Source organism: Neopararhizobium haloflavum (genome assembly GCF_002750855.1).
Lineage (GTDB): Bacteria > Pseudomonadota > Alphaproteobacteria > Rhizobiales > Rhizobiaceae > Georhizobium > Georhizobium haloflavum.
On sequence record NZ_NWUC01000008.1, the window covers coordinates 178570 to 202321 of the forward strand.

Sequence of the window (23752 nt, forward strand, 5' to 3'; positions counted from 1 at the left end):
ATCAAAGTCCTTCCTCGCCGTAAAGGTCGCGCTCGGCCGACGAGGCGGCGCATTGAAGGACGCCGAGCGCCGCCATCATCGACGGATCGGTGAACCGGCTGGCCGGCCCGAAGGCCGACAGCCCGGCGATCATCTTGCCAGTACGCGTGAGCACCGGGACGGCGATCGCCTTGATGCCGTCTTCGCGCTCGCAATTGTTGATGGCGTGGCCGCGCGCGCGGACCGCATCGATCTCGCGCTCCAGCGCATCGGGATCGATCAGGGTCGTGTCGGTAAAGCGCTTTCGCTCGATGGCTTGCAGATAGCGCCGCAGATCGTGCTCCGGCATGTGCGCCAGCCACAGTTTTCCATGTGCCGTGCAATAGGCTTCGAGCTGCGTGCCGACGCGAATGTCGACGGAAAGCGAGCGTGTGGAGACGGCACGCGCAATGCAGAACACCATGTCCGAGCGGAACACCGTCGCCATGGTCGCCTCCTTGATCTCGGCGGTCATCGCGTTGAGACGGGGCTGGAAATAATGCGCCAGGGCGTCGTTCTGCAGCACCCTGTCCCCGAGATCGGCAAAGACGTAGCCGAGCCTGTAGACACCCTTCGACACGGCAATGATGGCGCCGACATGCTGCAAGGTTCGCAGGAAGCGGTGCGCTGTCACGCCGTTCATGTGAAGTTCGCTCGCGACCTCGGACGCGGTGATCTCTGTCCTGGCTTCCGAAAAGAGCTTGAGGACCTGGAATGCCTTGACCACCGATCCGTTGATCTGCGCAGCCATGGCGCCTCCCGCCTCCTTGTCAGCCCAGCAGCGCCGGAAGGGCGAGGACGAGCGAGGGGAATGCCACGAGCAGCGCGACGCGGATGAGCTCTACGCCGAAGAACGGCAGCGCGCCCTTGAAGGTCTCGCTCATCGGCACGCCCTTGGCCATCGCGTTGATGACGAAGACGTTCATCCCCACGGGCGGTGTGATCAGCCCGAGTTCCACCACCACCAGCGCAAGGATGCCGAACCAGATCTTGGTCTCGTCCGGCGTCAGGCCGAAATCGAGCCCGGAGATGACGGGCCAGAAGAACGGGATGGCGAGTAGGATCATCGACAGGCTGTCCATCAGGCAGCCGAGGAAGATCAGCGCGATGAGGAGCAGGATCAGGATCATGTGCGGGGAAAGCCCGCTTTCGGCCATCATTTGGGCGGCGGCCTGCGGAACCCCGCCGCGCGACATGAAGATTTCCAGGAGCTCGGCGCCGATCAGGATCATGTAGATCATGCCGGACGTCTTGGCGGTCGAAAGGATCGCCGCGCGCAGCCCGCGCCACGAGATGAGCCGGCGGGCCAGTCCGTAGACAAGGACGAGGAACACGCCGATCGCGGCGGCTGGCGTCGGATTGAAGAAGCCGAGATAGATCCCGCCGATCACCAGGCCGAAAATGGCGACCACGGGCAAGACACCGAGCGATGCGGCGATGAATTCCTCGCGGTCGACCGGATCGGCGCGCGGGCCGGAATTGGGGAAGACGCGGACATAGACCGCGATGGTCAGGATGAAGAGCGCGACCGCCATGAGGCCCGGCAGGAAGGCAGCGGCGAACATGTCGACGATGTTCGCCTCGACGATGACCGAATAGACGACGAGCACGACGGAGGGCGGGATGAGGATGCCGAGTACGCCACCGGCAGCCAGCGTTCCCGTCGCCAGCGCCGGGGAATACTTGTAGCGTCTGAGTTCCGGCAGGGCGACCTGACCCATCGTCGAGGCCGTGGCGAGCGAGGAGCCGCAGACCGCGCCGAAGCCGGCGCAGGCGGCGACAGCCGACATCGCGACACCGCCCTTGAACCGGCCGAGCCAGGCATTGGCGGCGCGAAACAGGCCCTGCGAAAGTTCCGCCTGGGTCGCCAGATGCCCCATCAGGACGAAGAGCGGCACCACGGACAGGTCGTAATTGGAGAAGATGCCGTAGGCGAGCGTCTTCATCTGCGACATCAGGATCGCCGGTCCGAACAGCATCATCGTGCCGGCGCCGCCGACGATGATCATGGAATAGGCGATCGGCATGCGGATCGCGATCAGCACGACCAGCAGCACGAGACCGGACACGCCGAGCGTCAGTTCACTTCCCATGGGTAGCCTTCCGGGCGTTCGTCACAGCAATTCGCCGCTTTCGGAAACGCGCCCCTTGAGCGCGTCGACGAGCGTGATCGCAGCGGCGATCACATAAAGCACGAGCGAGATCAGGATCGGGATGTAGGCGATCCAGAGCGGGAACTGGTAGATCGCGGTGGTCTCGCGATAGGTCCGCATGTCGAGAAATCCGCCATACATGCGCCAGAGCAGGAACGCGGCAAAACCCGTCGCCGCGAGGGAGGCAAGGACGGCGAGCACCTGGAGAACGCGCGGCCCCGCGCCGGCCGTGAAGATGTCGGCCGTGACGTTGGAGCCGGTCAGCTGACAGTAGGGCAGAAACGCAAAGACCGTGATCGCGACACCGACCTCGACGATCTCGAAATCGCCGGGAAACGGGCTCCCGGCGAAGATGAGGCTGACGAGGCTGAAGGCGTTGATGAACACGACGGCGAACAGCACGAGCCCGCCGGCGATCGCCCAGTATTCGATGATCCGGCGGGCCAGCCCCGCCGGATGGTCTTGTGCTTCAGCCTCTGTGCTCATCGGTCCTGCGGCCTATTGCGCGTCTTCTTCTTCGGCATCAGCGCCCGCATCGGCGGCGGCGCCGCTCGAATGCGATTCAATGGCCGCGCGGGCCGCATCGACCAGTGCCTGGCCGTCGATGCCGCTCGCGGTCACTTCCTCGACCCAGCGATCGACGACAGGTTCGAGAACGGTGCGGAAGGCTTCGGTTTCCTCGTCGCTGAGCGTGATGTGCTCGTTGCCGGCTTCGGTTGCGAGCGCGATGCCGCCATTGTCGATCTCGCGCCAGATCTCGCCGACCTCACGCAACCACTCCTCGCCGGAATTGTCTTCGAAGATCTGCTGGATGTCTTCCGGCAGGCCATCCCAGGTGGCCTGGTTCATCGAAACCTGGAAGGTCGTCGTGCCGAAGCGCGTCATGTCGGCGCCTTCGATCTGGTAGTCCGTCAGATCCTGCAGGCTGAGCGCCGGAATGATTTCCCACGGGATCAGCGCGCCGTCCACGACCTGGCGCGAAAGTGCCTGCGGCAGGTCCGGCACGGGCATGGAAACGGGGCTCGCGCCGAGCGCCTCGACCACCCAGGCGCCGGTGCGTGTGGGGATGCGAACCTGCATGCCTTCCATGTCTTCCGGCGTGCGCACTTCGGTGTCGACGGTGTGGATCGCCTGTCCGGCATGGACGTGGGTGAAGAGCACCTTGATGCCCTCATATTCCTCGGCAAGGTACTCGTCGAAGAGGTCGCGCATGGCAAGGTTCGTCGCCACCGGATCGTTGGTGTGGATAAACGGCAGTTCGAACACTTCCGAGCGCGGGAACAGGCCAGCCGTGTAGCCGTTCACCGTCCAGACGATGTCGACGACACCGTCACGTACCTGGCGGATCAGCTCCGGCGGGCGTCCGCCGAGCGACATGGACGGATAAAGCTCGATCTCGACCCGGCCTTCGGAGGCTTCCTCGATGCGCTCGGCCCACGGCTCCAGCATGTCGGTCTGCGCCGGTGCCTGCGGGCCGAGGAAATGGTGAAGGGTCAGCGTGATCGGCTCGTCCTGAGCCGATGCGGCACCTGCGAGCATGATGGTTCCGAGCGCGGCACCTGCACACAGCGCGGCCGACCGGACCTTGAAAGTCTTGTGCATCGTTTTTCCTCCCAGCGATGTTTTGCGCGCGTATCACACTGCGCGATTTCGGTTGACCGTGCAAAGCCATCCCAAAGTCTATTGCCGGCCGACATTGGCAGGGAGATTGACGAGACCGCGTCAGGTTGTCAATAATTGAACTGACGATTTCAAATATAGTAACGAATGGGCGTAAGAATGGCGAAAACGGTAGCGGCGGATCGATCCGGCGAGCGTGACACGGTGGCGGGCGAGACGCAAAGCATGACGGCGGGCGGCGCCCTCCTGGCCCGCATGAAGGCGCTCGGCGTCGACTATATCTTCGCCAATTCCGGCACGGACTTCCCGCCGATCATCGAAGGGCTGGCCGAGGCGGAAGCCAAGGGCATGGAGCTTCCCCAGGCCCTCGTCATGCCGCACGAGGCGGCTGCGATGGGCATGGCGCACGGCTATTATTTCGCTACCGGCCGTGCCCAGGCGGTGATGGCGCACACCAATGTCGGGCTCGCCAATTGTGCGCTCGGCGCGATCAACGCCGCAACCGATCATGTGCCGATGCTGCTTTTTTCCGGCCGCACGCCGACGACGGAGAAGGGCCGGCTCGGCACACGCACCGTGCCGATCGGCTGGGGCCAGGAGATGCGCGATCAGGCGGCGCTGGTGCGCGAGGCCTGCAAATGGGATTATGAACTGCGTTTTCCCGAACAGGTGGTGGACTCGATCGACCGGGCTTATGCGATCGCCGGCGCGGCGCCGCGCGGGCCGGTCTATGTGAGCCTGCCGCGCGAGGTGCTGTGCCAGCCCTGCCCCGCCGACGGGCTCGATGCGCCCGCTTCGATCACGCCGCCGGCGCTCGGCCTGCATCAGCCGAGCATCGAACAGGCGGCGAAGATCCTTGCTGCGTCGAAGAACCCGCTGATCATCGCGCAGCGTGGCGCGGGCTCCGATGCGGGCTTTGCCGCGCTTGCGGCCATCGCCGAGCGCCACGCCATCCCGGTCTGCCAGTACTGGGCGGTCAAGCTCGCCATCGCGCTCGACCATCCGATGGCCGCGCCGTTCGACCCGGCAGCACTGATCGAGAAGGCCGACGCCATTCTGGTCATCGATTCGCTTGCGCCATGGTCCCCGGACATCCACGAACTTCAGCCCGGCTGCAAGGTGATCCATCTCGGCCAGGATCCGCTCTACAGCCGGTTTCCGGTGCGCAATTTCCGCTGCGACCTGGCGATCACGGCAGATGTCGCCGATGGCCTGATGGCGCTCGACACGGCCCTTTCCGCCGCCGATGTCGACAGCGACGTGGTGGAGCAACGCCGCACGCGTGTCGCCTGCGACAACAAGAGCGCTCGCCAGGCGGCGATTGCGCGGGCCAAGGCGGGCAATGGCTCGCCCATGACCAAGGACTGGGTGAGCCTGTGTCTGTCCGATGCGGTCAAGTCCAGGGACGCCTCCATCCTCTCCGAACTCGGTGCACCGATGGCACCGATGGCGCTCGACCATCCCCGCGCCTGGTATCAGGAGCCGCATTCGGGCGGGCTTGGCTGGTCGTTCCCCGCGGCGCTTGGCATGCAGCTTGCCGATCGCGACCGGCTGATCGTCGCGACCATGGGCGACGGCGCCTATATGTTCGCAAATCCGGTCGCCTGCCACCAGATCGCCGAGGCGCTCGACCTGCCCATTCTCATCGTCATCGTCAACAACGCCGAGTGGGGCGCGGTGCGCCACTCCGTCCTCGGCATCTACCCCGATGGCTATGCGTCGAAAACCAACCGGATGCCGCTGACCGCGCTCTCTCCAGTGCCGGATTTCACCAAGGTCGCCGAGGCCAGCCGGGCCTATGCCCGCACCGTGACGGATGGCGCGGACCTTCCGGACGCGCTCAGCGAGGCGATCCGCCACATCGAGGAGAACCGCACGCTGGCGCTGCTCGACGTCAGGGTGCGTCCGTAGCGCGATGACGTCAACGTGATCGGTTTGACAACGCGATTGCACATCGAGGTGAAACTCGCCTTGTGACCGTCCCGTAGCTTCCTCGAACTCTGCCGTTCTGGCGGAGGACAACCGACGGGAGACGTCACAATGATCAAGTCCCTTATCCGCGCTGCTGCAATCGGTACCCTCATGGCCGGCACCAGCCTTGCCACCGTCGCCGTAGCCCAGGAATCCGGGTCATCGACCGGTGCAATGGATGCCCCCGGTGCATCGAACACGATGGAACCGGATTCCGGCATGACGGGCGATTCCGACATGTCGTCCGACGCCGAGATGCCAGCCGAAGGCGATATGGCCGCATCGGGCGATATGCCCATGGTCGGCGGTGCACCGATGGATCCGGCCAAGCCGATCCCCGAAAATGCGTCCGCTGCATCCAACCTGACGACGCTCGTCGCGGCGGTTCAGGCTGCCGGTCTCGTCGAAACGCTCGGCGGCGAAGGCCCATTCACCGTCTTCGCACCGACGAACGAGGCCTTCGAGGCCTTGCCCGAGGGCACGGTCGAGACCCTTCTGGAGCCTGAAAACAAGGACCAGCTGACCAAGATCCTCACCTATCACGTGGTCCCGGCCGAGGCGACCTCCGCAGCCGCCATGCAGATGATCGAGGACGATGGCGGCAAGCACAACGTCACGACTGTGTCGGGTGATACGCTGACGCTTCAGATGGACGGCGACAATCTCGTCGTCTTCGATGAAAGCGGCAACGCGGCCACCGTCACCCAGGCGGACGTCATGCAGTCGAACGGCGTCGTCCACATCATCGACACGGTGCTGATGCCGCAGTAACGCGCGCGATCAAGTGACGAAAATGAGCAATGGGCCGGCGGATCATCCGCCGGCCCATTTGCATGCTGTTGCGAACAAAGCAGAAACGATGCTTCATGCGCCAATGAACATTGCCGTCCGTGATTCGTCTCCCGACTACCTTGCCCGCCTCAACGCGGCGCAGCGCAGCGCCGTTCTCCATGGTGACGGGGCGGTGGCCGGGCCGCTGCTTGTCATCGCCGGGGCCGGTTCGGGCAAGACCAACACGCTTGCCCACCGGGTCGCGCATCTCATCGTTAACGGGGCGGATCCGCGCCGCATCCTGCTGATGACGTTTTCGCGCCGCGCGGCGGACGACATGACCCGGCGGGTCGAGCGCATCGTCGGCGAGGTCATGGGACCACAGGGTCAGACGCTGGCGCAGGGGCTTACCTGGGGCGGTACTTTTCACGCGATCGGCGCGCGCCTTTTGAGAGACTACGCCGCTCATATCGGTCTCGATCCGGCGTTCACCATCCATGACCGCGCCGATTCGGCCGACCTGCTCAATCTGGTGCGCCACGATCAGGGCCTTTCGCGCACCGAGAGCCGTTTTCCCGCCAAGAACACCTGCCTTGCGATCTATTCGCGTGCCGTCAATGCGCAGGCCGAGCTCGCGCAAGTCCTTGCCGCGCATTTTCCGTGGTGTGTCGGCTGGGAAGCGGAGCTCAAGACGCTCTTTTCCGGCTATGTCGAAGCCAAGCAGGCGGCGAACGTTCTCGACTACGACGACCTGCTTCTCTACTGGGCCGAGATGGCGGCCGATCCTTCCTTGAGTGCGGAGATGGGTGACCGCTTCGATCATGTGCTGGTCGACGAGTACCAGGACACCAACCGGCTCCAGGCGCGAATCGTGACGGGGCTGAAGCCGACGGGCGCGGGCGTGACTGTCGTCGGCGACGACGCACAGTCGATCTACGCCTTCCGCGCGGCGGAAGTGCGCAATATCCTCGATTTTCCCGGTCTGTTCGCGCCGCCTGCCCGGCTCGTCACACTGGAGCGGAACTATCGCTCGACCGTGCCGATCCTCAGCGCCGCCAACCGCGTCATCGGCGAGGCGCGCGAGCGCTTCACCAAGAACCTGTGGAGCGATCGGGCGAGCGGATCGAAGCCATCCCTGACCACCGTGCGCGACGAGAACGGACAGGCCGCCCACATCTGCGAAGCGGTGCTGGCTGCACGCGAGGAAGGGATCGCCCTGAAGCAGCAGGCAGTTCTCTTTCGCACGGCTCACCATTCCGGCCCGCTCGAGATCGAGCTGACGCGGCGCAACATCCCTTTCGTCAAGTTCGGCGGTCTGAAATTCCTCGATGCGTCCCATGTCAAGGACATGCTGGCGGTGCTGCGCTTTGCCGAGAACCCGACCGACCGCATCGCAGGCTTTCGCGCCATGCAGCTCATCCCCGGCATCGGCCCGTCCGCGGCCGACCAGGCAATGACGAAAATGAGCGAGGCGCTGGACGTCGGCCTCGGCCTCGATGCCTTCGTTCCGCCCAAGCGTGCGGCCGAAGACTGGCCGGCCTTCGTCACGCTGTTCAATGGACTGCGTGACGGACAATCCGGCTGGCCGGGCGATCTGGAGGCGGCGCGCCTTTGGTACGAGCCGCACCTGGAGCGACTGCACGAGGACGCCGCGATCCGGCGCGGCGATCTGATCCAGCTGGAGCAGATCGCTGCGAGCGCTCCCTCGCGCCAGCGCTTCCTGACGGACCTGACGCTCGACCCGCCCAATGCCACGAGCGACCAGGCCGGGCCACCGCTGAAGGACGAGGACTATCTGATCCTTTCCACCATTCATTCGGCCAAGGGGCAGGAGTGGAAGAGCGTCTTCCTTCTCAACGTGGTCGATGGCTGCATGCCGTCCGACCTTGCGACGGGCAATTCGGAAGAGCTGGAGGAAGAGCGCCGGCTGCTCTATGTCGCGATGACGCGGGCCAAGGACGACCTGACCCTCATGGTGCCGCAGCGCTTCTACACCCACGGCCAGGCGAGGACCGGTGATCGGCACGTCTATGCCCAGCGCACGCGCTTCATCACCGATGCGATGCTCGACGCGTTCGACCGCAAGGTCTGGCCGCCGCTTTCGGCCGGGGCGCAGGAGCCCTCGCCCGTGCCGGCCGTCTCGCGCGATCTGACGGCCCGCATGCGCGGCATGTGGCGATAGCCGTCAGGCCCGGCGGCGGGACGTCATCAGGAGAATGAGGAAATAGGAGCCGCCGACCATCGATGCGATGGCGCCGGCCGGCAGCTGGAAGGGATAGATCATCGTCCGTCCCAGCCAGTCCGCGCCGATCATCAGCGCGGCGCCGATCACCATGGCGGCGGGGACCTGATGGCTGGCATTGCGCGCGCCGATGAGCGCGGCGACCTGCGGCGCGATGAGGCCGACAAAGGCAACGCGACCCATCAGCGTCGTCACCGCCGCCGCAAGGGCGCAGGCGATGACGAGGAGGATGAGGCGAGCCGGCCCGACGGCCAGTCCGCGCGCCGCCGCCATCGCATCGCCGACCGAGATCAGCCCGAGCCAGCGGCGCAGCGCAAGGGTGATCGCCGCGAGTGCCGCGATGACGGCGCAGAGCGTCACCGCGCCGGCCGCATCGACCCGATAGGTCGAGCCGTTCAGCCAGTTGACCAGCTGGTAGGCGCGTTCGTCGCCGACAGAAAGCGCGAACTGGGTGATCGCATCGGCAAGCGCCGCAAGCGATATGCCGACCAGCACCATGAGGCCCGGCGCATAGGCCTGCCGCCTGCCGATGGCGATGAGGATCGCAAGAACGGCCGCGCTGCCGGCGAGCGCCATCAGTGGTCCTGCGGTGCGGATCGTCTCGCCCATGAGGAGGGTGGTTCCGACCAGTGCCAGCACCGCGCCCGAGGTCAGGCCGAGAATATCCGGACTGGCGAGCGGGTTGCGGATGAGCCGCTGGAGGATGACGCCTGCGAGCGCGATCCCTGCGCCGGCGGCGGTGGCGGCGAGGATCCGCGGCCAGCGCAGATCGGCGACGAGCTCCGACGGCGCGGCGATCGTCCATCCGGTTTCGCTGCGTCCTATGAAGAACGCGACGGCGAGGATGGCGAGCAGTATGGCGCCGAGCAAGGCGGCCCTTGAGGCTGGAAGATGGCCGGGGCCTTTCGGCAGGGAGAAGCGCGTGTGATCGGCTGCGCGCATGCGCCGCGCGGTGATCAGGATGAGGGCCGGCGCGCCGATCAGCGCGGCGGCTGCGCCGCTCGGCACGAGGTTGACGGTGAATGTGCTGGCGGCCAGCGCCGCCGCGTCGGTCGCAACGAGAAGGCAGGCGCCCCAGAAGAGGCTGAAGGCCATCTCCGCGCCGGGCGTCGAGGCGCCGGCGATGCGCGCGATGTTGGGCGCGATGAGCGCGATGAACCCGATGATGCCGACGGCGGTGATGGCGCTGGCGCTCATCCAGAGGCTGAGCATGAGCAGCAGGCCGAGAAAGGGCACGACAGGCAGCCCGCGTGCCGCCGCGCTGTCGGCGCCAAGACGCATGAGAGCAAGGCCGCGCGGCGCCACGACGAAGAGCAGGAGCCCGACCGCGAGCTTCGGCCACAGCCACGTCACCCAGCGCCAGTCGGTCTGCGTCAGGTCTCCGGCGCCCCAGATGAAGAGGGTCTGCGTCGCCTGATCGTTGAGCAGGACCAGCGAGCTGGCGATGGAGGATAGGAGGATATGGACCGCCATGCCCGCAAGGATCAACGGCAGGCCGGCGATGCCGGTCAAGCCGGTAACGAACAGCACGAGCATGAGGGCAGAAAGGGCACCGGCCATCGCGATCCAGGCGCCGAATGTATCGCGCGCCTCGGGAAACCAGACCATCGCGACGACAAGCGCCAGCCAGGCGCCCGAGGAGGTGCCGAGCGTCATCGGCGAGACCAGCCGGTTCTGCGTTGCCTGTTGCATGACGCTGCCGCACAGCCCGAACGCGCCGCCGATCATCATGGCGAGAGCAAGCCGCGGCAGTTCCGCATAGAGGAACTGAACGTCGGCAAAGGCTTCCGGCTCGGCGCCGAGAAGAAGGGCGAGATGGCGGCCCGGCATGAAGCCGCTGCCAAGCGTGAGGTGTGTGGCGAGCGACGCGACGAGCACCAGCGTCAAGGCGCCGGCATGCGCCAGCATGCCATTGCCCGTTGCCGCGCCATGCGCGTGCGCCGACCGTGGCACGGCGCTCAGGCCCTCGGCCGCCTGCGTCACCTAGTTGCCTTTCGGTGCGTCGAGATCGATCACCGCATCGGCGATGGCCTCGGCGAGATATCCGACGGAGAGAGGGCCGCCATAGGTCCAGGTCGGCTGGATCGCGGTGAACCGGCCGGACCGCACAAAAGGCATGAACTGCCAGATCGGTTCGGAGAACAACGCCCCTTTCTCGTCGAACGGTTCGATATAGATGACGATGCCATCCTCGATCGCTGCAAGGTCCTCGACCTTCTTCTGCGCAATGCCCCACGCCGTCGCCGGCTGCGGCAAGGGATGCTGAAGGCCGATCGCTTCGGCGGCGTGCACCGCCATGGCGTTGTCGGCATAAAGCCGCACAAGCGCCGTTGTCATGAAACGGATCGTTGCGACCTTGGGAGGATCGTCGCCGAAGGTTTCGGTAATGCGGGCGGCCTCGGCTTTCAGCCCGGCATCGAGCTTTGCGAGCCGCTCTTCGCCGAAGTCCCGCTTGCCCAGGGCAGCGGCCACCTTCAGGAACGCGGCCTTGCCGGCCTCGAAATTATCGTGATCAGCACTGAACAGCTTGAAATAGAGCACCGGCGCGATCTTCTCCAGGCGCGGCACGAGATCGATCTGGTCGTCGGTGGCGATGATGAGGTCGGGTTTCAGTTCCGCGATGCGCTCGATGCTCGGCTCGTTGCGAAGCCCGACATCGGCAACGCCTTCTGGCAGTTCGGGGCGCGCCACCCAGGTGCGGTAACCCTCGACATCGGCGATCGCCAGCGGCTTGACGTTGAGGCCGACAACCTGCTCCACCGCCGCCCAGGACAGCGCGACGACGCGGGATGCGGGACCGTCGAGCTCGACCGTGCCCCTGTCATCCTCGATCGTCAGGGCGTTGGCGGGAACCGCAAGGATCGCGAAAGCAGCCAGCATCAGCACAAGGCGCGGGAAGCGGTGGAGAAACATGCATAAGCCTCAACTGTTGACGACGGCGACCGGCCGGCCGCTCGGTCCGTGATCGACGAGATCGATGGCGACCCCGAAAAGGTCGGAAAGAAGGGCCGGCTGCATCAGGTCCGCGGCCTTGCCATCGAAGGCGACCCGGCCCTTTCTCAGGACGATCAGCCGGTCGGCGAAGCGTGCGGCGAGATTGATGTCGTGCAGGACGACCACGACGCTGCGGCCGGCCGTCTCGTCGAGCCGTTTGAGGAGCGCCACGAGTTCGTATTGGTGGGCGAGATCGAGGGCCGATGTCGGCTCGTCCAGAAGCAGTCGCGGCGCCGCCTGGGCCAGGAGCATGGCGACCCAGGCGCGCTGCCTCTCGCCGCCTGACAGGCTGTCGGCCTGGCGATCTGCAAATCGCGCCATCCCGGTAAGCTCAATGGCTTCGTCGACGGCCGCGATGTCCTCAGGCGTCCAGCGCCGGATCGCGCCGCGCCACGCAAAGCGTCCGAGCTTGACGAGTTCGGCCACAGACATGCCGGCTGCCTCCGGCAATTGCTGCGGCAGATAGGCGATGCGCCGTGCCAGTTCGCGCTGGGTGAAACCGGAAAGCGGCGCCTCGTCGAGCGTGATCTGGCCCCGGCCGGGCTTCAGTTGCCTGGCCATGACCTTCATCAGCGTCGACTTGCCCGAGCCGTTGTGGCCGAGGATCGCCGTCAGCCCCGCGTCGGGAAAACTGAGATGATCGACGGAAAGCACCGTGCATCCGGTATGGGTGACGGCGATGTCGCGCACGTCGAGCATCGTCATGTCCTCCCGAGACGTGATCGAACCCGGATGCTTTCGCATCCGGGTCCGTCGGTCCGCCGGCAAGTGGCTGGTCGTGGCGTCAAGGTGCGTTGGCTCCCCTCGTCGACCTTCGTTCAAAAACGCGTGGCGAGACGGAAATTGACCGTCCGGCCCTGCCCGTAGAAGCAGTCGCCGCGCGCCAGGCATGTCGTCAGATAGTCTTCGTCCGTGATGTTCTGCACGTTGAGCTGAGCGGACCACGTCTCGGTCTCGTACCCGACCAGCGCATCGGCAAGCACGTAGGACGGCGTTTCGAAATTGTCGGCGCCGTCGAGGCTGTCGCCGACATAGCGCACGCCGCCGCCGAACACCCAGCCTTCCAGCTGGCCCTGCGGGCGCCAGGTCAGCCATGCCGAAGCCTGATGGCTCGGCACGGACGCCAGCTGGAAGCCGGTGGTCTCGTCCTCTGTGTCGAGATAGGTGTAGCCGGCCAGAAGCTCGAAGTCGTTGACCCTCGTCTGCGCCTCCAGCTCGATGCCGCGAATGGTCGTCTCGCCGGTCTGCACCGAGTCGGGAAGTCCCGGTCCGCCGTTCGGGTTCGGCTGCAGGCGGTTGGTCTGCAGGATGTCGAAGACGGCTGCGGTGAAGAGGTGCGGCGTGCCCGGCGGCTGGTACTTGACGCCCGCTTCGATCTGGCGTCCCTCGACAGGATCATAGGTGAAGCCGGACGTGTCCGCCGCGACCGGGGTGAAACCGGTGGCGTAGCTGACATAAGGCGCGATGCCGTTGTCGAAACGGTAGAGCGCGCCGGCATTGCCGCTCCACGCCGTCGTCTTGGTGTCGGCGGCGTCGTTGTACCAGTCGTGGCGCAGGCCGAGCGAAACGAACAGCCGGTCGTCGAAAGAGATCCGGTCATAGGCATAGATGCCCGTCTGGTCGGTCTTCTGATCGGTGCCGGCGACGCGCTCGAAGTCGGGGATCGGCGTGCCGTAGACGGGATTGATCAGATCGAACACGTCGAAGTTCGGGATCGAGATGCTGTCGTTGCGGGTGGTGGCGTTCTGGTAGTCCAGACCGACAGCCGCATTGTGCGTCAGCGCGCCGGTGTCGAAATCGGCGTTCACCCGTGCATCGGAGACGAAATAATCGAGATAGGCGCGCGAGGAATAGAGCAGGCGCGGAACGCTGTCGCCCGTCACGTTCCACGGATAGGGATAGATCTGGTCGTATTCGACGTTGCTGTCGGAGTAGCGCGCCGCGACGTCGACACTGAAGACATCGTTGAAGCGGTGTTCGAAGAGCGCGGTGATCGAGGCCTTTTCGGTGTCGTAAGTGTCGAACCCGCGCTCACCGACGAAGGTGTCGTAGCCGACGAAGTTGCCGTTGTCCGTCGGCAGCAGCGAGCCTTCGATCGGGATGAAGCGCGAGGTCGGCTCGCCGTCGTCCTTCTGGTAATAGCCGAGAACGGTCAGCTTGGTGTCGTCGGTCGGCTGCCAGGTCAGCGAAGGCATCACGAAGAAGCCGTTGTCGTCCACCGTGTCGATCTGCGTTCCGGCATCCTGCACGGCGCCGGTGAAGCGATAAAGCCAGGTGCCGTTCTGATCGAGCGCGCCGGTGACGTCGATACCCGTGCGCTTGCGCTGGTCGGTGCCGATTTCGACGAAGGCTTCGCGGTGGGTTTCGGCCTGCGGCATCTTGCTCGTCAGGTTGACAAGGCCGCCAAGCGCGCCGCCGCCATAAAGCGCACCGACCGGGCCCTTGATGACCTCGACGGATGTCAGCGCGTAAGGATCGATGCGGCTGTTGTTGTAGAAGCCGAAATTGTGCGGCAGCCCGTCCAGGAAATGCGGTGCGGAGACGCCGCGGATATATTTGGAATCGACACGCGTGTCGGGACCGAACGTCTCGCTGTAGACGCCCGGCACATAGAACAACGCGTCGGAGATGTCGTCGACACCCTGATCGGAGAGGCGCTGCTCGCTGACAACGGAGACGGAACGCGGCGTTTCGGCGATCACCCGGTCGCCCTTGCCGATGGTCGCCTGGCGCACGATGGTCTCGCCCTTCGGCCCGCCCGTTTCCTGGTCGGCGGAAACCGACTGGTCCTCGACCGTCAGAACCTCAAGATCGGTCGCCTCCTGGGCGGCGGCCGGCGCGAGCGCAAGCGGCACCAGGCAGGTCGTAAAGAGCGCATGACGGCGCAGCGAAAGCGAAAAAAGCACCACGGAATATCCCCCGACTGAAACTGTCGAGAAGGGACTTACAAAACATGATAATTGGAATCAAGTTATGAATCCCGCGGAACGTCAAAAAACATTCCGATATTTGTCAGGATAATTCAAGATTTTGCCAAAGCGACAATTTTGCGTCGGGTGCCTTGCCGTCTCTTGCCGATGCCACAAGTTGTGGTGCACTTTACGGCTCATGAGTATCGGCGTCGCTTCGGACGCACGCGGCAGGCGGGAGAGGCGTCCACTGAAACAACTTTTCCTCATCGCCTTCGCAGTGCTCTTGAGCGGGTGCGCCGGGGTCCAGTCGGCGCTTGACCCGGCTGGCACGGAGGCCGAAGCGGTCGCGACGCTGTTCTGGGTCATGGTCGCCGGCGGCACACTGATCTGGATCGCCGTCATGGGCGGCTTTTACTATGCAACGCGGATCAAGCGGGAACCCCACTCCGAGCGGGCGGCCGGGCGGCTGATCCTGTGGGGCGGCGCCGTCTTTCCCGTCGTGGTCCTCACGCTGCTTCTCGCCTACGGCCTGTCGCTCATGCCGAAGCTGCGGCCGTGGACGGCCGTCGCCGAGGAACCGGCGCTGAGGATCGAGGTCACCGGCGAGCAGTTCTGGTGGCGCGTGACCTATCACCGCGCGGGCGAGGACCCTGTCGTCGCTGCCAACGAGATCCGCCTGCCCGTCGGCGAGCGGGTCGTGTTCACGCTCAAGAGCGCGGATGTGGTCCACTCCTTCTGGATCCCCTCGCTCGGCGGCAAGATGGACATGATCCCCGGCCGCGACAACACGCTGACGCTGGAGGCGACACGCACCGGTATCTATCGCAGCCCCTGCGCGGAATTTTGCGGATCCTCGCACGCGCTCATGGTGTTCTCGACCGTCGTGATGGAGCCGGACGCCTTCGACGACTGGCTGGCCCGCGAGGCCCGGCCGTCGCCGGGCGCGAAGGCCGATGGTCTCGACGCCTTCCTGCGCAATGGCTGCCAGGCATGCCACGCCATCACTGGCACCGAGGCTAACGGTGTCATCGGCCCGGACCTCAGCCATGTCGGCTCGCGCGATACCCTCGGCGCCGGCATCCTGCAAAACGAGATCGATTCCTACGTCGCCCTGATCCGCCGTCCCGATGTCATCAAGCCCGGCATCCGCATGCCCGGCTTCCACGGCTTGCCGGACGAAGAGATCGAGACGATCGCCCGATACCTGAAAGGCCTTGAATGAGCGTTCTGCCCGACGTCCTGCCCGAAGACACGCGCAGCGACGGCGAGCGCGAGGCGCAGGCCGAGCGCCTGCGCGCGGTATGGAAGACGCCGACGGGCTGGCGCTACTGGACGGCCGTCAACAATACGGAGGTCGGCGTCTGGTACACCGGCGCGGCGTTCCTGTTCATGTTGTTCGCCGGCGTCCTGGCACTGATCGTGCGTGTCCAGCTGAGCGTGCCGGACAACGATTTCGTGTCGGCCGAGTTCTTCAACCAGGCCTTCACCCTGCACGGCACGGTGATGATGTTTCTGTTTGCCGTGCCGATCTTCGAGGCGGTCGCCGTCATCATCCTGCCGCAGATGCTCGGCGCGCGCGACCTGCCCTTCCCGCGCCTTTCCGCCTTCGGCTTCTGGAGTTTCATCCTTGGCGGCGTTTTCGTCTGCGGTTCGATCTTCTTCGGCGCCGCGCCCAATTCGGGCTGGTTCATGTATCCGCCGCTGGCAACGTCGGAGGAAGCGGGAATCGGCGCCGATATCTGGCTGCTCGGGCTGTCCTTCATCGAGGTCGCCTCGATCGCCGCGGCGGTCGAACTGATCGTCGGCGTCCTGAAGTGCCGGCCGCCCGGCATGAAGATCAACCTCATGCCGCTTTACGCCTGGTATATCCTCATCGTCGCCGGCATGATCCTCTTTGCCTTCCCGCCGCTGATCGCCGGCGACATCCTCTTTGAAATGCAGCGGATGTTCGACTGGCCGTTCTTCGAGCCGGAGCGCGGCGGCGATCCGCTGCTGTGGCAACATCTCTTCTGGATTTTCGGGCACCCCGAAGTCTACATCATCTTCCTGCCCGCGATCGCCCTTCTCGCGATGATCGTGCCGACCTTCGCCCAGCGGCCGATCGTCGGCTATTCCTGGATCGTGCTTGCCGCGGTCGGCACCGGATTCCTGTCGTTCGGCCTGTGGGTGCATCACATGTTCACCACCGGCCTGCCGTCGATCTCGCTCGCCTTCTTCTCCGCGGCGTCCGAGGCGGTGGCGATTCCGACAGGCGTGCAGATCTTCGTCTTCATCGCGACGCTTCTGGCCGGACGGGTGATCTTCTCCGTGCCGATGCTGTTTGCGGCGGGCGCGCTGGCGATCTTCATCATCGGCGGGCTGACGGGCGTGATGGTGGCGCTGGCGCCGTTCGACTGGCAGGCGCACGACACCTATTTCATCGTCGCCCACCTGCATTACGTGCTGATCGGCGGGGTGATGTTTCCGATCATCGCCGGCATCTATTACTTCTTCCCGATGATCGCGTTCCGCAAACTGTCCGACAGGCTCGGCAAGATCGCGTTCTGGCTGATGTTCGTCGGCTTCAACGTCGCCTTCTTCCCGATGCATCTGTCCGGCCTGCGCGGCATGCCGCGCCGGATCTTCACCTATCCCGACGAACTCGGCCTCAACCTCTTGAACCTCGTTTCCACCGTCGGCGCCTTCATCTTCGCCGCCGGCGTCCTCGTCATCGCCTACGACATGCTGCGGCCGAAGAAGAAGCAGCCCTATGCCCCGCGCAATCCGTGGAACGCCGGCACGCTGGAATGGCTGACGGAGATGCCGGGGGAGGACTGGGGTGTGCGCTCGGTGCCGATCATCCGCAGCCGCTATCCGCTCTGGGACCAGCCGACACTGATGGCCGATGTCGATGCCGGGCGATACTATCTCGCCGATGCCGAGGAAGGGCAGCGCGAGACGATGGTGACCAGCGTGCTCTCGGCCGAGCCGATCCAGTGCCTGCGCGTGTCCGGACCCGCCTATGTGACGATCTTCTCGGCCTTTGCGCTCGGCGGCGTCTTCATCTTCCTCACGTTTCACTGGTGGTGGCTGACGCTGGGCAGTGGCATCCTGGCCGGCGGCGGCATCCTCTACTGGCTCTGGACGGGCACGGCGATCATTCCGGAAAAGCGCGAGAAGGACGTCGGGCTCGGGCTCAAGCTGCCGATTTACGTGTCTGGACCGAAATCGGTGGGATGGTGGGCGATGTTCATCACCATGGTCGGCGACGGCACGGCCTTTGGCAGCCTGATGTTCGGCTATTTCTTCTACTGGACGATCCATGACGACTTCACCAACGGCCTTGCCGGGCCTGGTGTCCTCTGGCCGCTCGTGGCGGCCGCGTGTTTCGCGGCAGCCTGGGCCGCCATGCTGCTTTCGCGCGCCGCCAACGGCGCCGACCGGCCGCAAGGCTTGCGGCTCTGGCTCTGCGTGTCGCTGGTCCTGACCGTGGCCGGCAGTTGCGCCGGACTCTACGGACCCTATGCGCACGGGATGGACCCGACCGCCCACGTCTATCCGGCGATCGTCTGGATCGTCATCTTGTGGACGGTCTGCCACGGCGCCATCGGCCTCGTCATGCAGGCCTATTGCTTGGCGGGCAGCTTTGCCGGCCGCCTGACGGCCGAGTACGACATCGATATCCACAACGTCGTTCTCTATTGGCATTTCATGCTGGTGACGGCGCTGGCGACATTCCTCGTCGTCGGCCTGTTCCCCCTGGCGGTGTGAGGCGATGATGCGGCTGATACCGAAGGAAGTGGAAAGCCTCTGGACGCTCTTCACCGCGCCGACGATCTGGGCGGTGCATTTTCTCGTCTGCTATGTCGGTGCCGCGGTCTTCTGTGCCAAGCGCAATGCGCTAGGGCTGGATTTCATCACCGTGCGCTCGGGGATCGGCATTGTCACGGTGATCGCGCTGCTGGCCATTCTAGGTTCGGGCTGGCTTGCCTGGCGGCAATGGGGGTTCGGCACGCACGAGCCGCCCCATGACGAGCCGAGCCATCACGACCGCAACCGATTCCAGGGATTTGCGACGCTGCTCCTGTGCGCGCTGAGTTTCGTCGCCGTCATCTTCACGGCGATGCCGGCGGCCATCATCACGGAGTGCAATCCGTGAACCGTCCGGCACTCATCGCTGGGCTTCTCGCGCTCGCCATCGCATGGAGCCTGCCGCTTGCGCAGGAGACCAGCTTCACCAGCCACATGCTGACGCATATGGGCGTCGTCGCGATTGCCGCCCCGCTCATCGGGCTTGGCCTTGCCGGCACGCGGCTCGATCTGTCCGATCGGGTTCCAATGCTCTTTTCCCCCGTCGTCGCGTCCGTCATCGATCTTGTCGTCGTGTGGGCGTGGCACGTTCCCGCGTTGAGAAACCTTGCCGATACGAGCGCGCCGGCCGCGATCGTCGAACAGGCGACCTTTCTGGCGGCCGGCCTCCTTCTCTGGCTCGCCTGTCTCGGCGGACAAACGGCCGGCGATCGCACCGCCCGTGACGGCGCCGGCGCCTTCGGCCTGCTCCTGACATCCGTGCACATGACCTTGCTCGGCGCGCTGCTGGCGCTTGCGCCGCGCGCCCTCTACGGCAGCGGCGAAGTGACATGCTTCGGCGTGACGCTCACGGCCGAGACCGACCAGCAGCTTGGCGGAACGGTCATGCTGCTTCTCGGCGCGGCGGTTTATCTGGCGGGCGGTGTCGCGCTGCTCGCCAGGGTCGTGAAGCTGACACCGCACGAAGGAGGCGCGCGCTGATGCATATCCGCTGGAAGCATGTGGCGATCGCGCTGGCGATCTTGCCGTTCGCAGCTGTCTTCGCGGTCTGGACGGGGCTCTTCAATGTCGGCGCGGCGTCCGGGCACTGGAAGATCACGGACTGGTTCCTGCATTTCGCCATGCAGTCTTCCGTCAGGACCTATGCCCTGCCGGTGGAGGTGCCGGAACCGCTGCCGCGTGAGGGCCTGGCCGCCGCCGCCGGGCACTTCGAGACGGGCTGTGCGGTCTGCCATTCATCGCCGGACGTGCCGCGCGATGCCTGGGCCCGCCAGATGCTGCCGGAGCCGCCCGCGCTGTCCGACGTTCTGGCGAGCGACAAATGGACCGACGCGGAGCTTTTCCGCATCGTCAAGCATGGCGTGCGTTTCACCGGCATGCCGGCCTGGCCGACCCAGGACCGTGACGACGAGATCTGGGCGATGGTCGCGTTCCTGCGTGAGATGCCCGATCTTGATGCAAAGGCGTATCGCGATCTCGCCTACGGTCCCAGTTCGGCGAATGCGGTCGCGCCGGCGGTCAACGATCTTGAGACGCTCGTTGCCGATTGTGCGCGCTGTCATGGCGAGGATGGGATGGGGCGCGGCGATGCGGTGCCCGTTCTTGCCGGGCAGCAACGGACCTATCTGGAGGAAAGCCTGGTCGCCTATGCGGCGAACCGGCGGGAAAGCGGCGTGATGACCCAGGCCGCGCTCGATGCGGACGCCGATCTTTTCGCCGACCTTGCGGCCTATTACGCGGACCTTCCCCGCGCGGACATGGAGACGCGGACGGCGCCCGGCGCCGAGCTGGTCGAGCGCGGCCGCGCCATCGCCATGGAAGGATTGCCTGACGACGACATCCCGAGTTGCGACAGCTGCCACGCTCGTCTTGATCGCAATCCCGCCTATCCCGCGATCGACGGACAAAAGCACCACTATCTCCAGACCCAGCTAGAGCTTTTCGCAGAGGAAAAGCGCGGCGGCACGTCGCTCGCCGAGACGATGCACGAATTCTCCCGCCACCTGAAGCCCGAGGACATTGAAGCGCTGGCCGCCTATTATTCGACCCTTGAACCGCAATAAGCCGCCGGGCAGCGCTGGGAGCGCCGGACTTGCGCTCCTGCGTCAGTGCCTCATGATGGAACAAATCTGCGGCAACAGGAGACAACGATGGGGATTGTCGATCCCGAGCCGATGACGGCAGAGCTCTTTCTCTCCTGGCTCGACCGCCAGAGCGAGCGTCATGAGCTGGTTGATGGCGTACCGATCCGCATGATGGCGGGTGCCAGGCAAAGCCACAACGTGGTGACAAGCAATATTGTCGTGGCGCTGTCGCCGGATGCGAAACGCCGGGGTTGCCGTACCACCTCGAGCGATACCGCTGTGCGCACCGGCCCTTATGGGGTGCGCTATCCTGACGTGGTGGTTGATTGCGGTCCCGCCGACGCGCGCGCGGGCGGCTGTTCTGCCCGCCATTGTCGTCGAGGTCTCTTCGCCCGGCACACTTGCCGTCGACGTCACAGATAAACTGGATGAGTATCAGCGTCATGGCGACATTCGCATCATCATGCTGGTCGAGCCGGACGTCCTTTCCGTCAAGGTCTACCGGCGTGGTCCGGAAGGCCGGTGGGACGTCGAGAAATATGACGCGCTGGATCAGCTGGTCGCGCTGCCGGAAATCGGCACCACGATCGCGCTTGCCGTCATCTACGATACGCTCGAACCAGCGCCGCGACCAAGTTTGCGGGTCGTTGACGAAGCGCCGGACTGACGCGACTGGTGCGACGGCCTGTTGGTGCCGTTTCATCCGGGCGGCGTGATCGCCGCCCGGCGTATGATCTGGTCAGAACGGGTAGTGCATCGGGCCGTCCTGGACCGTGATCCAGCGCAGCTCGGTGAATTCGTGGATGCCGGCCTTGCCGCCGAAGCGGCCATAGCCGGAGTCCTTGACGCCTCCGAACGGCATCTGCGCCTCGTCGTGAACGGTCGGGCCGTTGACATGGCAGATGCCGGATTCGATACGACGGGCAACGCCCATCGCGCGGTTGACGTCCTTGCCGAAAACGGCAGCCGAGAGCCCGTATTCGGTGTCGTTGGCCACGCGCACGGCCTCGTCGTCTCCTGAAACGCGGACGACGGTCACGACCGGACCGAAGCTTTCCTCGCCATAGATGCGCATGGCCGGCGTCACCTTGTCGAGGAGCGTCGCTTCCATCACCGAGCCATCGACGCCGCCGCCGGCGCTCAGCACCGCGCCCTTGCCGACGGCATCGTCGACCAGTTCCTTGATGCGGCTGGCGGCGCTGGCGTCGACCAGCGAACCGAGCGGCGTGTTGCCCTCGCGGGGATCGCCCGCCTTGAGGCTTCCGGCTTTTGCGGCGAAGGCTTCGACGAAGCGGTCGGCGATCTTTTCGTCGACGACGATGCGCTCCGTCGACATGCAGATCTGGCCCTGGTTCATGTATGAGCCGAAGGCGGCTGCCGCGACGGCTGCGTCGATGTCGGCATCGTCGAGCACCACCATCGGTGCCTTGCCGCCAAGCTCCAGCAGCGCCGGCTTGAGATGGCGGCCGGCGGTTTCGGCGATGATCCGCCCGACGCGCGTCGAGCCTGTGAAATTCACACGCCGAACCGCCGGGTGGGCGATCAGCGCCTCGACGATCTCCGGTGCGTCCTCAGGGGCATTGGACAGCGCGTTGAGCGCGCCCTTCGGCACGCCGCCCTCGTGCAGGGCATCGATGATCAGGCGGTGCGTGCGCGGGCAGATTTCGGAGGTCTTCATGACGACCGTGTTGCCGCAGGCGAGCGGCAGGGCAAGCGCGCGCACGCCGAGAATGACCGGCGCATTCCACGGCGCCATGGACACCACGACGCCTGCCGGTTGGCGCACGGCCATCGCCATCGAGCCGGGGCGGTTGGAGGGAATGATCTCGCCGGTGATCTGGGTCGTCATCGCGGCGGCCTCGCGCAGCATGTCGGACGCCAGCATCACGTTGAACTGCGCCCATCCCGCGGTTGCGCCGATCTCGCTCGCCATGGCCTCGACGAAAGCGTCGGCCTTGGCCTGAAGCGCATCTGCGGCGGCCAGGAGAATCTTGCGGCGGGCGCCGGGCGCGGTCTTCGACCAGTCCGGAAAGGCCGCCGCGGCTGCGTCGCAGGCGGCATTCGCGTTTTCCACGCTGGCCGCGGCGGCGCGCGTCGCGACATCGCCCGTCATCGGATTGCGACGCTCGAAGGTGCGCCCGTCGGAAGCGTCCGTTTCGGCCTCGCCGATGCTCAATCCCAGTTGTTCCATGTCTCGTTTCCTCCTGCTTTGTCGGCCCGCAGCTCGGGCGAGGCTACGATAGCGATCGCCGCCCTGGAAAAAATGGACGCAGCGCACAAAGAATTGTACTTCTGAGTGGTCAACGTTCTACCATTCGGAGGAACCCGATGGCCCGGATCAAGATCGCCCGCAACGTGGTGGGGATGGACGCGCAGGCCATCCGCCCGGCGCTGACCACGGGCGCGTTCACGCTCGACGGCGGCCGGCATCATGCGATCGTCCTTCTGTCCGGCGGCGGGTCACTGCGATCGGACACGACAAGCGTCACGTTTGCCGCGCCCTGCGCCCTGTGGTTGCCGATCGGCGGCGCGGCCCGGCTGACATTGAATGCGGGCACGCGCGGTGCACGGATTGCGACGGACGAACTGGCGCTCGGCCAGGCGCTGCCGGCCGGTCCGCTCGGCGCGGAAATCAAGGAAACGCTGAGGCGCCCCATCCCTGGGCGAGCGGTTGCCGGACCTGCCGCGCAGGAGCTGGCGCAAGCGATCGGGGCGATCGGCCGTGAAAGCGCGACGCTCGCACGCGCCTTCGAAGCCGTGTGTCGCCACCATCTGGCGGTGCTGCTGATCGGGCTGTGGCGCGCCGCGGCGCCGGCGACGCTTTCGGCCAAGGCGGCACCGTCGGCCATCGTCCGGCGCTTCCTCGACCTCGCGGAACTGCGACTGCGCGACCATTGGCGCGTCGAGGACTATGCCGGCGAACTTGGCATTTCGCGGGCGCGGCTGACGAGCGCCGTCAGGCGTGCCACGGGTCAGACCCCGCAAGGGCTGCTTCATGCCCGGCTCGTCCAGGAAGCCGAGACGCTGCTTTTCGGATCCAACCTGCAGACGGCCGAGATCGCCGAGGCGCTGGGCTTCAAGGATCCCGGCTATTTCAACCGATTCTTCAAGCGCCAGACAGGAATCGCCCCCGGCCGGCGCCGCCGCCTTGCGGGCGATCGGCCAGCCCGCGACCAGTCCTTCGCCGCCTGGCCCTAG

19 protein-coding genes and 1 pseudogene are annotated in these 23752 nt (G+C 65.5%); 11 read left to right on the forward strand and 9 right to left on the reverse strand.

Going from position 1 to position 23752, the window contains the following annotated elements:
* Position 1: 1 nt before the first annotated feature.
* From CN673_RS17305 to CN673_RS17320, 4 genes are read right to left on the reverse strand one after another with little or no spacing between them, the layout of a single operon-like run.
* Complete coding sequence (locus CN673_RS17305) at positions 2–769, reverse strand: IclR family transcriptional regulator (protein ID WP_099867636.1); 768 nt, start codon at positions 767–769, stop codon at positions 2–4.
* Between the two features lie 19 nt (positions 770–788).
* Positions 789–2111 carry a TRAP transporter large permease gene (locus CN673_RS17310; protein WP_099867637.1) on the reverse strand — a complete coding sequence of 441 codons (1323 nt, stop codon included), beginning with the start codon at positions 2109–2111 and terminating at the stop codon, positions 789–791.
* A 21-nt stretch (positions 2112–2132) separates the two neighbouring features.
* A complete protein-coding gene (locus CN673_RS17315) occupies positions 2133–2657 on the reverse strand; it encodes a TRAP transporter small permease (RefSeq protein ID WP_099867638.1) in 525 nt (174 codons plus the stop codon).
* A 12-nt stretch (positions 2658–2669) separates the two neighbouring features.
* Positions 2670–3773, reverse strand: coding sequence for a TRAP transporter substrate-binding protein (locus tag CN673_RS17320; RefSeq protein ID WP_099867639.1), 1104 nt, complete (start codon positions 3771–3773; stop codon positions 2670–2672).
* A 177-nt stretch (positions 3774–3950) separates the two neighbouring features.
* Here CN673_RS17320 and CN673_RS17325 point away from each other — a divergent pair, with 177 nt between their 5' ends.
* The 3 genes from CN673_RS17325 to CN673_RS17335 all read left to right on the forward strand — a co-directional run bounded on the left by CN673_RS17325 (position 3951) and on the right by CN673_RS17335 (position 8715).
* Positions 3951–5702: a thiamine pyrophosphate-requiring protein gene (locus CN673_RS17325; protein ID WP_099867640.1), complete on the forward strand. Its 1752-nt coding sequence runs from the start codon at positions 3951–3953 to the stop codon at positions 5700–5702.
* Between the two features lie 297 nt (positions 5703–5999).
* Positions 6000–6533 carry a fasciclin domain-containing protein gene (locus tag CN673_RS17330; RefSeq protein ID WP_370853070.1) on the forward strand — a complete coding sequence of 178 codons (534 nt, stop codon included), beginning with the start codon at positions 6000–6002 and terminating at the stop codon, positions 6531–6533.
* Between the two features lie 103 nt (positions 6534–6636).
* Positions 6637–8715: an ATP-dependent helicase gene (locus CN673_RS17335; protein WP_099867693.1), complete on the forward strand. Its 2079-nt coding sequence runs from the start codon at positions 6637–6639 to the stop codon at positions 8713–8715.
* A 3-nt stretch (positions 8716–8718) separates the two neighbouring features.
* Here the strand turns inward: CN673_RS17335 and fhuB are convergent, their stop codons facing one another.
* The 4 genes from fhuB to CN673_RS17355 all read right to left on the reverse strand — a co-directional run bounded on the left by fhuB (position 8719) and on the right by CN673_RS17355 (position 14678).
* Positions 8719–10758, reverse strand: coding sequence for a Fe(3+)-hydroxamate ABC transporter permease FhuB (fhuB, locus tag CN673_RS17340; RefSeq protein WP_198586033.1), 2040 nt, complete (start codon positions 10756–10758; stop codon positions 8719–8721).
* Complete coding sequence (locus CN673_RS17345) at positions 10759–11688, reverse strand: ABC transporter substrate-binding protein (RefSeq protein WP_198586034.1); 930 nt, start codon at positions 11686–11688, stop codon at positions 10759–10761.
* A 9-nt stretch (positions 11689–11697) separates the two neighbouring features.
* A complete protein-coding gene (locus CN673_RS17350; RefSeq protein ID WP_210200120.1) occupies positions 11698–12474 on the reverse strand; it encodes an ABC transporter ATP-binding protein in 777 nt (258 codons plus the stop codon).
* A 113-nt stretch (positions 12475–12587) separates the two neighbouring features.
* Complete coding sequence (locus tag CN673_RS17355) at positions 12588–14678, reverse strand: TonB-dependent siderophore receptor (protein ID WP_099867641.1); 2091 nt, start codon at positions 14676–14678, stop codon at positions 12588–12590.
* Between the two features lie 199 nt (positions 14679–14877).
* Between CN673_RS17355 and coxB the strand changes: the two genes are divergently transcribed.
* From coxB to CN673_RS17390, 7 genes and pseudogenes are all read left to right on the forward strand, one after another.
* Positions 14878–15903 carry a cytochrome c oxidase subunit II gene (gene coxB, locus CN673_RS17360; protein ID WP_099867642.1) on the forward strand — a complete coding sequence of 342 codons (1026 nt, stop codon included), beginning with the start codon at positions 14878–14880 and terminating at the stop codon, positions 15901–15903.
* Positions 15900–18431 (forward strand): cytochrome c oxidase subunit I, encoded by a 2532-nt coding sequence (gene ctaD / locus CN673_RS17365; RefSeq protein WP_099867643.1) that lies wholly within the window; start codon positions 15900–15902, stop codon positions 18429–18431. The genes coxB and ctaD overlap by 4 nt, the downstream gene beginning before the upstream one ends.
* Positions 18432–18438: 7 nt before the next feature.
* A complete protein-coding gene (locus tag CN673_RS17370; protein WP_099867697.1) occupies positions 18439–18819 on the forward strand; it encodes a hypothetical protein in 381 nt (126 codons plus the stop codon).
* Positions 18816–19451: a cytochrome c oxidase assembly protein gene (locus CN673_RS17375; protein WP_099867644.1), complete on the forward strand. Its 636-nt coding sequence runs from the start codon at positions 18816–18818 to the stop codon at positions 19449–19451. Before CN673_RS17370 ends, CN673_RS17375 begins: the two co-directional genes overlap by 4 nt.
* Entirely contained in the window at positions 19451–20533 is a 1083-nt protein-coding gene (locus CN673_RS17380) for a c-type cytochrome (RefSeq protein WP_245409972.1), read from the forward strand. The genes CN673_RS17375 and CN673_RS17380 overlap by 1 nt, the downstream gene beginning before the upstream one ends.
* 111 nt (positions 20534–20644) lie before the next feature.
* Positions 20645–20833 (forward strand): annotated as a pseudogene (locus CN673_RS21590) (Uma2 family endonuclease); the annotation flags it as partial.
* 16 nt (positions 20834–20849) lie between these two features.
* Positions 20850–21221, forward strand: coding sequence for a Uma2 family endonuclease (locus CN673_RS17390; RefSeq protein WP_157928936.1), 372 nt, complete (start codon positions 20850–20852; stop codon positions 21219–21221).
* A 72-nt stretch (positions 21222–21293) separates the two neighbouring features.
* Here CN673_RS17390 and CN673_RS17395 read toward each other — a convergent pair whose 3' ends face one another.
* Entirely contained in the window at positions 21294–22745 is a 1452-nt protein-coding gene (locus CN673_RS17395) for an aldehyde dehydrogenase (RefSeq protein ID WP_099867647.1), read from the reverse strand.
* Between the two features lie 137 nt (positions 22746–22882).
* Here CN673_RS17395 and CN673_RS17400 point away from each other — a divergent pair, with 137 nt between their 5' ends.
* On the forward strand, positions 22883–23752 hold the full coding sequence (locus CN673_RS17400) for a helix-turn-helix domain-containing protein (protein WP_099867648.1): 870 nt from the start codon (positions 22883–22885) through the stop codon (positions 23750–23752).

Bases quoted from the DNA above. Each gene is read 5' to 3' on its own strand.
- CN673_RS17305 (WP_099867636.1), bottom strand. From the start codon at position 769: ATGGCTGCGCAGATCAACGGATCGGTGGTCAAGGCATTCCAGGTCCTC.
- CN673_RS17310 (WP_099867637.1), bottom strand. From the start codon at position 2,111: ATGGGAAGTGAACTGACGCTCGGCGTGTCCGGTCTCGTGCTGCTGGTC.
- CN673_RS17315 (WP_099867638.1), bottom strand. From the start codon at position 2,657: ATGAGCACAGAGGCTGAAGCACAAGACCATCCGGCGGGGCTGGCCCGC.
- CN673_RS17320 (WP_099867639.1), bottom strand. From the start codon at position 3,773: ATGCACAAGACTTTCAAGGTCCGGTCGGCCGCGCTGTGTGCAGGTGCC.
- CN673_RS17325 (WP_099867640.1), top strand. From the start codon at position 3,951: ATGGCGAAAACGGTAGCGGCGGATCGATCCGGCGAGCGTGACACGGTG.
- CN673_RS17330 (WP_370853070.1), top strand. From the start codon at position 6,000: ATGTCGTCCGACGCCGAGATGCCAGCCGAAGGCGATATGGCCGCATCG.
- CN673_RS17335 (WP_099867693.1), top strand. From the start codon at position 6,637: ATGAACATTGCCGTCCGTGATTCGTCTCCCGACTACCTTGCCCGCCTC.
- CN673_RS17345 (WP_198586034.1), bottom strand. From the start codon at position 11,688: ATGTTTCTCCACCGCTTCCCGCGCCTTGTGCTGATGCTGGCTGCTTTC.
- CN673_RS17350 (WP_210200120.1), bottom strand. From the start codon at position 12,474: ATGACGATGCTCGACGTGCGCGACATCGCCGTCACCCATACCGGATGC.
- coxB (WP_099867642.1), top strand. From the start codon at position 14,878: ATGAGTATCGGCGTCGCTTCGGACGCACGCGGCAGGCGGGAGAGGCGT.
- ctaD (WP_099867643.1), top strand. From the start codon at position 15,900: ATGAGCGTTCTGCCCGACGTCCTGCCCGAAGACACGCGCAGCGACGGC.
- CN673_RS17370 (WP_099867697.1), top strand. From the start codon at position 18,439: ATGCGGCTGATACCGAAGGAAGTGGAAAGCCTCTGGACGCTCTTCACC.
- CN673_RS17380 (WP_245409972.1), top strand. From the start codon at position 19,451: ATGCATATCCGCTGGAAGCATGTGGCGATCGCGCTGGCGATCTTGCCG.
- CN673_RS17390 (WP_157928936.1), top strand. From the start codon at position 20,850: ATGGGGTGCGCTATCCTGACGTGGTGGTTGATTGCGGTCCCGCCGACG.
- CN673_RS17395 (WP_099867647.1), bottom strand. From the start codon at position 22,745: ATGGAACAACTGGGATTGAGCATCGGCGAGGCCGAAACGGACGCTTCC.
- CN673_RS17400 (WP_099867648.1), top strand. From the start codon at position 22,883: ATGGCCCGGATCAAGATCGCCCGCAACGTGGTGGGGATGGACGCGCAG.